At 43.7% G+C, this 11,884-nt stretch carries 14 protein-coding genes; 7 read left to right on the forward strand and 7 right to left on the reverse strand.

Annotated elements, in window-relative coordinates; translation table 11 throughout:
• The first annotated feature begins 245 nt into the window (after positions 1-245).
• The 4 genes from Q4486_RS06600 to Q4486_RS06615 all read left to right on the forward strand — a co-directional run bounded on the left by Q4486_RS06600 (position 246) and on the right by Q4486_RS06615 (position 3,441).
• Positions 246-1,730: a diguanylate cyclase gene (locus Q4486_RS06600; protein WP_303518849.1), complete on the forward strand. Its 1,485-nt coding sequence runs from the start codon at positions 246-248 to the stop codon at positions 1,728-1,730.
• 80 nt (positions 1,731-1,810) lie between these two features.
• A complete protein-coding gene (locus Q4486_RS06605) occupies positions 1,811-2,638 on the forward strand; it encodes a polyphosphate kinase 2 family protein (RefSeq protein ID WP_303416205.1) in 828 nt (275 codons plus the stop codon).
• A 72-nt stretch (positions 2,639-2,710) separates the two neighbouring features.
• Positions 2,711-2,914: a hypothetical protein gene (locus tag Q4486_RS06610; protein ID WP_303416204.1), complete on the forward strand. Its 204-nt coding sequence runs from the start codon at positions 2,711-2,713 to the stop codon at positions 2,912-2,914.
• 221 nt (positions 2,915-3,135) lie between these two features.
• Positions 3,136-3,441, forward strand: a complete 306-nt coding sequence (locus Q4486_RS06615; protein ID WP_067862597.1) for a cytochrome c5 family protein — start codon at positions 3,136-3,138, stop codon at positions 3,439-3,441.
• A gap of 60 nt (positions 3,442-3,501) precedes the next feature.
• Here the strand turns inward: Q4486_RS06615 and Q4486_RS06620 are convergent, their stop codons facing one another.
• Both Q4486_RS06620 and pomA read right to left on the reverse strand, forming a co-directional pair.
• Positions 3,502-4,443, reverse strand: a complete 942-nt coding sequence (locus Q4486_RS06620; protein WP_303416203.1) for a flagellar motor protein MotB — start codon at positions 4,441-4,443, stop codon at positions 3,502-3,504.
• Positions 4,444-4,462: 19 nt separating this feature from the next.
• A complete protein-coding gene (gene pomA / locus Q4486_RS06625) occupies positions 4,463-5,221 on the reverse strand; it encodes a flagellar motor protein PomA (protein WP_303416202.1) in 759 nt (252 codons plus the stop codon).
• Between the two features lie 180 nt (positions 5,222-5,401).
• Here pomA and Q4486_RS06630 point away from each other — a divergent pair, with 180 nt between their 5' ends.
• The 3 genes from Q4486_RS06630 to dxs are packed head-to-tail and all read left to right on the forward strand — an operon-like array spanning position 5,402 to position 8,316.
• Positions 5,402-5,644, forward strand: a complete 243-nt coding sequence (locus Q4486_RS06630; protein WP_303416201.1) for an exodeoxyribonuclease VII small subunit — start codon at positions 5,402-5,404, stop codon at positions 5,642-5,644.
• A gap of 1 nt (position 5,645) precedes the next feature.
• Entirely contained in the window at positions 5,646-6,527 is an 882-nt protein-coding gene (locus Q4486_RS06635; RefSeq protein WP_303518850.1) for a polyprenyl synthetase family protein, read from the forward strand.
• A gap of 16 nt (positions 6,528-6,543) precedes the next feature.
• Entirely contained in the window at positions 6,544-8,316 is a 1,773-nt protein-coding gene (gene dxs, locus Q4486_RS06640) for a 1-deoxy-D-xylulose-5-phosphate synthase (RefSeq protein WP_303416199.1), read from the forward strand.
• Positions 8,317-8,318: 2 nt separating this feature from the next.
• On the opposite strand, the gene Q4486_RS06645 is transcribed toward dxs, so the two are convergent.
• The 5 genes from Q4486_RS06645 to ribBA are packed head-to-tail and all read right to left on the reverse strand — an operon-like array spanning position 8,319 to position 11,880.
• Complete coding sequence (locus tag Q4486_RS06645; RefSeq protein WP_303518851.1) at positions 8,319-8,795, reverse strand: phosphatidylglycerophosphatase A; 477 nt, start codon at positions 8,793-8,795, stop codon at positions 8,319-8,321.
• Between the two features lie 13 nt (positions 8,796-8,808).
• Positions 8,809-9,771, reverse strand: coding sequence for a thiamine-phosphate kinase (gene thiL, locus Q4486_RS06650; protein WP_303518854.1), 963 nt, complete (start codon positions 9,769-9,771; stop codon positions 8,809-8,811).
• A gap of 5 nt (positions 9,772-9,776) precedes the next feature.
• Positions 9,777-10,262, reverse strand: coding sequence for a transcription antitermination factor NusB (gene nusB, locus Q4486_RS06655; RefSeq protein WP_303416196.1), 486 nt, complete (start codon positions 10,260-10,262; stop codon positions 9,777-9,779).
• Positions 10,263-10,268: 6 nt separating this feature from the next.
• A complete protein-coding gene (gene ribE / locus Q4486_RS06660) occupies positions 10,269-10,742 on the reverse strand; it encodes a 6,7-dimethyl-8-ribityllumazine synthase (RefSeq protein WP_067862615.1) in 474 nt (157 codons plus the stop codon).
• Between the two features lie 19 nt (positions 10,743-10,761).
• Entirely contained in the window at positions 10,762-11,880 is a 1,119-nt protein-coding gene (gene ribBA / locus Q4486_RS06665; RefSeq protein ID WP_303416195.1) for a bifunctional 3,4-dihydroxy-2-butanone-4-phosphate synthase/GTP cyclohydrolase II, read from the reverse strand.
• Positions 11,881-11,884 lie beyond the last annotated feature (4 nt).

Genomic DNA, 11,884 nt, shown 5'->3' on the forward strand with positions numbered 1-11,884 from the left:
CTTGGTAAGAAAAACATTCAATATATGCTCTAATTCTAAACCCCGTGCTGACATTTAAGGTAATGCAGCACAATTACAAACACTTTCCGCAGAGCAGCACGAGAATAAGCAAGCCACACACCTTTAGTTTTAATTGAGGATAGTTATTGAACCGCCTCTGCAATATAATTTATTGTAGTTCAATAAGAGATACAGGATCCGTATCTCATTAAGTGGTAACGATACGCTAACAAACTGGTCGAAACATGGATAGCAGACAGACTTTGAACTTTATACTCATCCTTATTAGCGCCTCTATGGTTATGGCTGGGTTATATCTCAACCTCAATAATCACGACAATTTCATCGCATTAATCTTAATAGGCGCGGGTGCGAGTAGCCTTATTCCCCATTATTATTTTTCCAGCAAAGCAAAACGATCAAATACAGTTAACTCATCATGCCATACAACAAAAAGCTTCCAAGATACCTTTGAAAAAGCCGCTATTGGATTAGCCCATGTTGATCTACAAGGTAAGTTTATTCGTGTAAACAATAACCTATGCCAGTTTTTAGGTTATCCAGAGCAGGAACTCCTCGAAACCACTTTTCAATCCCTCTCCCTTCCCGACGACTTAGAAGAAAGCTTTAGATGGATCAGAGCTGTTTTAGCAGGCGAAGAGGTTGAAGATTTCTCGAAGATCAAACGTTACTACCATAAAGATGGTCGTTTAGTTTGGGCAAAACTTACAACAACACTAGTTAAAAATGAGCTCAACGAGCCTGATTACTTCGTCTCTTCCATTCAAGATATATCAGAACTAAAAAATACAGAGATGCTTCTTCGCCAATCAGAAGAAAAATTTAAAACAATAATAGAAGCGGTATCTGATGAGGTTGTTATATGGATGTCGACAACAGGTATGCAGGAGATGCTCTATGTTAACCAAGGGTTTGAAAAGCAATGGGGACGCTCGGTTGACACATTATATGAAAACCCAAAAAGCTTTTTAGATATTATCCATCCCGATGACAAAGACGCAGTTGAACAAATATTTACACTAAGCCCCGATAGCAACTGGAATATAGACTTCCGCATCATCCGAGATGATGGCGAAATACGTCATATTCACAACGTCGGCTTTGGTATCCTTGAAAACGGTGAACCTCTTTATCTTGTCGGCTCGGCTGTTGACCGTACCGATATAATGAATCGTCAGCAGCAATTAGACGAATCTATTCTCAAGCTTGAAGCGGCTTACAAATCCTTAGAGCAGTTGTCACAAAAAGACGGACTGACCGGTGTCTTCAATCGCTCAACCTTTTTAGAACACCTCAGCGATGCTCATGAACGCTATAAGCGCTATAAAACACCCGCAACATTAATCTTTATCGACCTTAACCAATTCAAAGAGATTAATGACAATCATGGTCATATCACTGGTGATAATACGCTAATAGCGCTCGCTAATAAGCTATCAGACAATATTAGACAAACCGATGTTCTCGGCCGCTATGGTGGAGATGAGTTTGTAGTCTTGCTCAACAATAGCTCAACTGAACATGCTCAAGAGTTTTTTAACCGCGTAGGTAATAGCATTCAGGTAGATTGCAACTTATCCGGCAAGCCCCTGAGAATTGGTATCTCTTATGGTGCATACGAAATTGATGCTACTGTGGAGACACTTCAACAATGGATATCCCATGCCGATATTTCGATGTATAAAGATAAAGGAACGCACTCCAGTTAGGCTAAACCCCTAACCTATAGCCAATTGATGTTTTATCCCGCTTCACATAAGCTCATCTCATACCTTGCTGGAGTCGGAACATGTATCAACCTAGCCCTATCATTTTACAAAAAAATCCCCCATCGTTAGATGAAATAGACCTAACTAACACCCAAATAGCCGAAAAAAGTGAGTACTTAAAAACACTCAAGAAATCACAAAAAAAGATACTCAGCGTCCAACAAGCTTATTACCACCAAAAGCGCCGAGCAATCTTGGTTTTTGAAGGTTGGGATGCCAGCGGTAAAGGGGGGGCTATAAGACGCTTAACTGAAAAGTTAGATCCTCGTGGTGTGAAGGTTCATCCAATCGGTGCACCCACTCCAGAAGAACAAAGTAAGCATTACCTGTATCGCTTTCAAACTCGCTTACCCAAAGCGGGGACGCTCGCACTTTTTGATCGCTCTTGGTATGGCCGAGTTTTAGTTGAGCGGGTTGAAGACTTCGCTTCAAAACAGGAGTGGCAACGCGCTTATCAAGAGATTAATGAATTTGAACGAAGCCTTATTGATGATGGTGTGAAGATCATAAAGATCTTTATGCACATTAGCCCAGAGGAACAACTTAAGCGCTTTGAAGAGCGATTAAATAATCCAGTAAAACGCTGGAAGCTAACCAGTGAAGATATTAGAAATCGCGCTAAGTGGACAGATTATCATCAAGCTATTAATGATATGTTTAAATATACCTCTACAGAGGCTGCGCCTTGGCACATCATCCCTGCAAACCATAAATGGTATGCCCGTACTGACGTCCTAAAAACCATAGCTTCACAACTATCTGAAGATATGGATATAAGCCCACCTCCCGTAGATCCAGCGGTGATTAAAGAAGCCTATCAAGCTTTAGGTATAAAGATTTCTGATTAATCTCTTGTTTTGCAACAATTCTGAAATAATTAATCGTCATTATTAGCCTCAATTACAAAGAGGCTAATAAATATGACAGAAAATACTTTAAAAACTCAGCTGAAACAGTTGCTGAATCGTGGTTACTCAGAGATTGACGTTTTAAACTTAGGCATTGCACCTAAATATCTGATTGATCAAGCCATTTCCGAATACAAAGCAGACCAACGCATTCAAGACCAAACACTAAGTACTCAACACAATCAGGCAAGCTTCGCTATGCGCTTAGGTGGTTAATTTAGCCACCTCCCCTCCTTTTGAATCATTTTCCTATTATCTTTAGCAATATTCATTTCTTCTATTGATTTCATTCAGATACAATTCACCTCGTTTGGTGTATTAATGTTAGCTACTTGAGGAGAGTAATAACTCACCTCCAAGGGTGGCAGGCTGATTTTTGTGGGGGAAGGCCCGTTAGTCCCAATAACAAATTGATGAGCACTTATAGGAAAATTACAATGAAAAAAGTACTTATTGCAGCAGCTGCTGCTACTTTGATGTTACCTACTGCAGCTATGGCTGAACGTGATGGCCTAACTGTATACAACACCAAATGTGGTGTATGCCATGCTTCAGGCGCCGCTGGCGCACCTAAAGTAGGTGACGCAGCAGATTGGGGCGCACGTGCAACACAAGGTATGGATACCCTATTAGCGACTGCTAAAAAAGGTAAAGGCGCTATGCCTCCTTCTGGTCTATGTATGGATTGTAACGATAACGAACTTAAGTCCGCTATCCAATACATGATAGACAACTCAAAATAAGCACCGAATTCACATAAAAAAACCGCCATATTAAGGCGGTTTTTTTGTCTCAGCCACTAGCTAGAATATCTCCGTCGGCGAAAGGTTACGTAGCTCACCTGTAGGATCACCCTCCTCTCTCGCTTGAATTTTCTCTAACAACTCCTGATCTTTACCCTTTTGCACAATAATTTCTACACGGCGGTTTTTAATTCTATTCGCCGGCGTTGTGTTAGGAACGAGGGGTTTAGTATCAGCATAACCTAATACCCTAAAGCGTGACTGCTCAATACGCGGATCACCAAACAACTCGTGGGCAACCGCCAATGCACGTGCTACCGAAAGATCCCAGTTAGATTCAAAACGGCGTCCAGCATAAGGAATGTTATCACTATGCCCTTCAATCGCTACGTTGCCTTTCACATCTAACAGCACGTCTCTAATCTTGGCTAACACAGGGATAGATTCATATTTCAACTCTGCGGAACCTGAATCGAAAGAGCCTTTCTCTTTAATACGAATAATAATTTTTTTACCATCCGTTTCAACTTCGACGCTGCCATCACCGATCTCCTCTGCCAATGCTGCGGCAAACTCGACTGCATCCTCTTTCGCCTGCTGTTCTTGCTCTTTTTGCAGTGCTTGATCAATACCGGCTTCTAGATCTGGTGTATCACTCTCTCCCTCTTTTGAACGAACATCTAATGTATTCATATCATTATTAACCGTCATCTGACGGACTTCGTTCAAGGGAGTTGGTTCGGGACGACCAGGGCTAAACTCTTGAGCAATAATTGATGTGCCTTTAGGTATATCTTCAACCTTAATCTGGTTTTGCACACCAAAGGCTTCACGCATTGAACCCGCAAGCTGCTTAAACTTCAGTACATCCATCTCTGAAAAAGATAGAAGCAGAACAAAGAAACACATCAACAGCGACATTAAGTCGCCAAAGGTTGCTAACCAACCAGGCAACCCTGCAGGGCAGGGGGGGCATTCATGCTCTTCGGTATCATCACTCATTGCTCAGCTCCTTACCGAATTAACCTTCAGCCGCCACACGTTTTTTCTCTGGCAGATAGTTTCTCAACATCTGTTCGATCACACGCGGGTTTTGACCGGCTTGGATGGCAAGTAAGCCATCAATAACTAAAGCCGCATTAAGCGCCTCTTCATTTTTCCTAACATTCAGCTTGTCTGCCATAGGCAACGCCACCATAGTCGCAAGCATGGCGCCATAAAGCGTTGTCAGAAGTGCTACGGCCATCGCCGGACCAATAGATTTTGGGTCACTCATGTTAGAAAGCATCTGCACCAAACCAACCAATGTACCGATCATACCCATTGAAGGACCTACATCCCCCACAGCAGAAAATACTGATGCGCCAAATTCATGGCGATCACTGGTTAATTTTGCTTCTTTCTTCAACAACGTTTTGACCACTTCAGGATCATGGCCATCAACCAATAACTGAATACCACGTTGCATAAAATCACTGCTAACGGTTTTATCTTCCAACGAGAGCAACCCACCTTTACGTGCGGCATCGGCTAACTCAACAGTTTCAGCAATAATCTCTTCAGGATTTAAAGACTTGTACATGAAGGCCTTAGCAGCCACTTTACCCGCACCTAAAAACTGGCCTAAGGTAAATTTCATTAAAACGACAAAAATACTACCGCCAATAACAATCAACAATGACGGTGGATTAACAAAAACACCTGGATCACCACCCGTTATAATTGCAGCGATGACAATACCAAAACTGCCTAATAAACCGACGAGCGTAGCTATATCCACTCAGGATTCCTCATACCAGCCAATGAACACGTTCAAGCCTTACTTAACTAACTGCTTATCATAGCAAAAAAGTCTCAACAATCACCCACTCTTCATAGGTTTAACGGTTATTCTTTAGGTATAATTGATTCTAGACCGATGCTTCGGTAAGTTTAGCCCTTTCAATGTGGATTTATTCCCATGCCTCGTAAAAAGAAAACAACCGATTTTGAGCAATCCTTGCAGGAACTCGAATCAATAGTCACACAAATGGAACAGGGAGACCTGTCTTTGGAGGACTCTCTTAAAGCATTTGAAGAGGGGGTTAGCCTCACCCGCGAATGCCAAAATATCCTTGCACAAGCGGAACAAAAAGTGCAGCTTTTAATCGAGTCAGGCGGCGAGCTAAAAACAGAGCCATTTGAGCCTGAAGAGGATAGCTGATTTGGAGATTCAGAGCCTGCTCAACCAATACAGCGAACGTGTCGATAGTTATCTTAAAGCATGCATAGTACAGAAAAGTATCGATCCGATTTTACAAGAATCGATGCTCTATTCTCTTTTTAATGGTGGCAAGCGTGTCAGGCCCACTTTAGTACACATGGTGAATACTATGCTGGACGGCGACATGCGCCATGCTGACAGCGCAGCTGCAGCGATAGAGTGTATTCATAGCTATTCGTTAGTACACGATGACTTGCCAGCCATGGACGATGATGATCTCAGACGAGGTAAACCAACCTGTCATATCGCCTATGATGAAGCCACCGCAATATTGGCTGGCGATGCACTACAAAGCCTAGCTTTCGAATTGATCGCTGTGGATAAGTACCTTTCTGCCGACGCTAAAGTGCAGCTCGTAAAAGAGCTAAGCATCGCTTCCGGCTATCAAGGCATGGCCGTTGGTCAATCCTTTGATCTACGCAATGTAGGAAAGCCTTTGACCCTCGCGCAATTAGAAGCGATGCATCAACATAAAACAGGGGCTCTTCTACAATGCTCTGTCATTATGGGTGCAATCGCTAGCGGTAAAGCCAATCAAGACCAGCTCAGCGCATTAACCGATTATGCGCAAGCTATAGGCTTAGCTTTCCAAGTACAAGATGACATCCTGGATATTGAGGGTGACTCTGCGGTAATAGGAAAACCTCAAGGTTCAGATATGGCGCAAAACAAACCCACCTATCCTGCACTATTAGGCCTTGAAGGTGCTAAGCTGAAACTACAACAGCTACACAAAGATGCTAAACAAGCTTTAGCCCCATTTGGTTCAGAAGCATCTGAACTCAAAGCCTTGGCTGATTTTATCGTTCATCGCGATCATTAACTGTAAAAGACCCTTTATGTTTCTCACAATTCCCCCATCTCGTCCTAGTACCCCCCTGCTAGATCAGATTAATGATCCGGACCAATTACGGCAGTTGTCCGCTGAAAAGCTACCTGAACTGGCGGAGCAGCTAAGAGCTTTCTTACTCTATAGCGTTGGACAGAGCGGTGGACATTTTGGCGCAGGGCTTGGGGTTGTAGAGTTAACAATCGCTTTACACTATCTATTAAACACCCCTGAGGATCATCTGGTTTGGGATGTAGGCCATCAATCTTATCCCCATAAAATTTTGACGGCACGAAGAGAGAAAATGCTTAACATCCGTCAAAAAGGAGGTCCGTCCCCTTTTCCAAAACGCTCAGAAAGCCCCTATGATGACTTTGGTGTCGGCCACTCCAGTACTTCAATTAGTGCTGCCTTAGGTATGGCAATTGCCGATAAGTTAAAGGGGTTAAAAAACAAGACGGTTGCTGTCATTGGTGATGGTGCTATGACAGCGGGCATGGCCTTTGAAGCTCTCAATCACGCCGCGCATACCGATACTAACTTGCTTGTAATTTTAAATGATAACGATATGTCGATCTCCCAAAATGAGGGTGGTCTGGCAACCTATTTAGCTAAAAACATAAAACATAAAACTGAAGGCGAAACCACTGCGGCACTGTTTGAAGCTTTAGATTTTGAATACACAGGCCCTATAGATGGCCATGACCTACCTTTACTCTTAGCAAAACTTTCAGACGTATTAGCCAAATCAGGACCGCAATTCCTTCACCTTATTACGAAAAAGGGCAAAGGATTTAAACCTGCAGAAGAAGACCCTGTAGGCTACCACGCAATCACTAAGATAAACCCGATCCACCAGCCAAAAGAAAAGAAGGTCACTTATTCTAATATTTTTGGCCGCTGGATCTGCCATATGGCTGAGTCTCACCCCTACCTAACCGCTATAACCCCAGCGATGAAAGAAGGCTCCGATCTCGTTGAATTTGCCAACCGTTTCCCTGCACGATTTTTTGATGTCGCTATCGCCGAACAACACGCACTGACCCTTGCAGCAGGAATGGCTTGCCAGAAGATAAAACCGGTTGTCGCTATCTACTCCACCTTTTTACAACGGGCCTATGACCAGCTTATCCATGATATCTCGATTCAAGAGCTCGACATTCTACTGGCAATAGATCGAGCAGGACTTGTGGGTGAAGACGGTTCAACCCATAGCGGCGTACTCGATATTAGTATGCTTCGCTGCTTACCTAAGGCCGTTATTATGACGCCCTCTAATGCTCAAGAGCTGCGTAACATGCTCTACACGGGTTACCTCTATAAGGGGTTGGCGAGTGTAAGGTATCCAAGAGGCTCAGCCATTAACCATGTGGAGGGTGAGATGGAAGCACTCGATATTGGCCGCAGCCAACTAATCACTACAGGTAAAAAAGTGGCGCTACTAAACTTTGGACCGCTACTAAAAACAGCACAAGCGGTTTCTGACAAACATGGCTACAGCTTAGTAGATATGCGTTTTGTGAAGCCGGTTGACAGTGAAATGGTTACAGAATTGGCAAATTCACACCAACTACTCGTCACTATAGAAGATCACAGCATTATTGGTGGCGCAGGATCAGAAGTAAGTGAGTATTTACACAGAACCAAAAATAGCACACAGCTCTTAACTTTAGGCATTCCTGATAAATGGATAAGCCATGCCACTAGATCGGAGCAACTGACTGAATGTGGATTAGATGAAGCAGGCATAGAACAGGCTATAACACATGCACTCAGCCACTAAATTTATAGCCAGAAAAACACTATAAGCTGCAAAACTATTGCCGCAAATACCCCTGCAATAACGTCATCCAGCATCACCCCCAGCCCTCCAGAAACCTTTTGATCGGCCCATTTTATCGGCCAAGGTTTCCAAATATCAAAGATCCGAAACAGGACAAAACCTATAATAATCCACAACAAACCAGCGGGGGCTAAGGTCATCGTAATCCAGAAACCAACAAACTCATCCCAGACGATACCACCATGATCATGTACACCAATATCTTTACTGGTACGGTCACACAGCCAAATCCCAATCAATGTTGTTACGACCAACATTAAAAGATACCAAGGCAAGCTCAATTGTTGGAACCAGAAATAAGGAATGACAGCAGCGAGTGTACCGAAAGTGCCCGGCGCCCATGGCGCTGCCCCACTACCTAAACCAAATGCTAAGAAATGAATTGGGTTTTTCCAAACACTTGCTGGCACTCTATTCACACATAATCCTTATCTATTTATCTGTACGCTGAAAATGATCGTAACCTGAGCCCTGTATCTGACAAGGCTCACCACGAAGAAATAACTCTATATCTGCCCTGTCTGTAACTTTACCTACGACAGCCACAGGAACGGATAACTGCGATAAAAGAGCAAGGTAATTAGGTGGGAGCGTAAAACACAACTCAAAGTCCTCCCCTCCCGTCAGTGCCCATTGTCGAGCACTCTCTTCGCCAAACGCAGAAATCAACTGAGAGGAGATCGGCACCGCTTCTAACTGTAAACGCGCCCCTAAACCACCACTCGCTTTTAGAATATGCGAAAGATCGGACAACAGCCCATCGGATATATCAATACAGCTACTGGCTTTACCTAACAGTACTTTACCAAGCTCAATACGTGGCGTCGGCGCATAAAAACGCTCTAGTAGATAGTCTGCATAGCTATGATCCTCAAAGCCATTCAGCAGACCTTCTAAACCACCTCGACTATCACCTAAGCAACCACTGACACAGATAAGATCATCGACTTTAGCCCCTGCACGCGTTAAGCGATGATCATGCGGTAGGAAACCATGTACTTGTGCAGAGAGTGCTAACGGCCCCTTTGTAGTATCACCCCCTACAAGCGAAACACTGTATTCAGCACACAACTGCGCCAAGCGACGGCTAAACAACAGTAGCCAATCATCTTCCGCTTCGGGCAGTGTAAGCGCTAAAGTAATCCACGCAGGCGTTGCCCCCATTGCAGCTAAATCACTTAACGCCGAGCCAAAAAGTCGACTAGCGAGTAGATCAGCAGGGGTACCTTCAAGAAAGTGTGTACCCTGAACAAGCGTATCAATAGATACAGCTAACTGATAACCGGCAGGCACAGAAAGTACGGCACAATCATCGCCTATGCCTAGTGCAACAGAAGCATCCGTAGATGCTTCTGCAAAGTAGCGCTGAATCAGCTCAAACTCACCTAGTGACATGGAGTTTAAGACTTGCGCTGACGTTGATCTCGGATCTCAGCCATACGGACGCGCTGAGCCAATTTATCTAATACACCATTAACATAACGATGACTGTCAGTCGCACCAAACTTCTTAGCTAACTCAACACTCTCATTAATGGCCACACGGTAAGGTACCTCAATACGTTGAGCAAGCTCAAAGGCACCAATACGAAGAACTGTCAGCTCAATTGGATCAAGCTCTTCAACTTGACGATCAAGGAAATCAAGATAGGACTTATCTAGATCACTTTTTGCACCGGCAATGCCATGCAGAAGCTCAGAAAATAGTTTGATATCCGTATCACGCATATCATTATCAACTCTAAACTGTGCTTCTATCTCGTTCACCGGTTGTCCAGCGATCTCCCACTGATACAACGCTTGCAGTGCATAACTACGCGCATTACGACGCTGTGTGGTTAAAGATGGTTTCTTCTTAGTCGCTGGTTTATTTTCGTTGTCACTCATCTAAAATTAAACCTCAAGTTGCTTAAGCAAACTAACCATTTCAATGGCAGATAGTGCTGCTTCAGCCCCTTTATTGCCCATTTTAGTACCTGAGCGTTCAACCGCTTGCTCAATACTATTAACCGTTAAAATACCGTTAGCAACAGGCACATCATAGTCCAAAGAAACCTGAGCTACGCCTTTAGAGCTTTCACCTGAAACATATTCAAAATGAGGCGTACCACCACGAATAACTGCACCTAATGCGATAATCGCATCATCTTTTTTCTGAGCAGCAAGACGTTTAACAGCCAACGGAATTTCAAAAGCACCTGGAACACGGATAACACGAATATTTTCTTCGTTGATACCATGGCGTTTAAGGGTATCAATTGCACCCTCTAATAAGCTTTCTACAACAAATGCATTAAAACGACCGACTACGATAGCGTAGTTGCCGTCAGCGTTCACAAAATCACCTTCGATGGTTTTCACAGCCATGATTCAAGTACCGGTCTAATTAGTCTTCACAAGGAATATATTTTTCAATCTCAAGGTCAAACCCAGAGATCGCATTAAACTTCATTGGTGCACTGAGTAAGTTCATTTTACCTACACCCAGATCACGCAGTATTTGTGAGCCCGTTCCTACCGTTAGGTAGGCACCTGATGCACTCACGTTTACTTTTGATTTCTGATGACTATTAAGCATAAGCTCCAATGAGTCACCTATATCAATCTTTTCGCCATTATCTAACAGTAGAACAACACCTTGACCTTCTTTCGCAACACGCTCTAAGGCTTTACGCATAGTCCACTTAGGCTCTTCACCCGGTGTAACGGCTCCTACTACATCACGTAGGACCTCATTACGATTATGTACACGTACATAAGTGGGTTCATCTTCTTTAATCTCACCAAGCGTCATCGCTAAATGAGTGCAGTTCTGAATCTCATCTTTGTAGGTAATATAGTTGAACTCACCATACTCAGTAGACATCACACCAGCATCTTCACGCTGTACTGTATGCTCATTGGCCGTCCGGTAGTGGATCAAATCTGCAATCGTACCAATCTTTAGATTATGCTTTTGAGCAAACTCTTCCAAGTCAGGACGACGTGCCATAGTGCCATCATCATTCATTACTTCAACGATTGCAGCCGCTGGAGTGAAACCTGCCATACGCGCTAAATCACAACCCGCTTCAGTATGTCCCGCTCGGCTCAATACACCACCGGGCTGGGCCATCAAAGGAAAGATATGACCCGGCTGAACAATATCTTCAGCTGTGGCATCCGCCTTGACCGCTGTTCGAACTGTATGTGCACGATCAGCAGCAGAAATGCCCGTTGTTACCCCTTCAGCAGCCTCAATGGACAAAGTAAAATTGGTAGCAAACTGAGCACCATTACTTTGTACCATCAGTGGAAGCTTTAACTGCTCGCAACGTTCACGGGTCAACGTTAAGCAGATAAGGCCGCGGGCGTGTGTTGCCATGAAATTAATATCATCAGCACGAACCATTTCCGCCGCGATGATTAGATCACCTTCATTTTCACGATCTTCATCATCCATCAAGATAACCATCTTACCTTGACGAATATCTTCCAATAACTCTTCTGGTGTATTTAGTTTCATCAAA

Source organism: Neptuniibacter sp. 2_MG-2023 (assembly GCF_030547495.1).
Classification (GTDB): Bacteria; Pseudomonadota; Gammaproteobacteria; order Pseudomonadales; family Balneatricaceae; genus Neptuniibacter.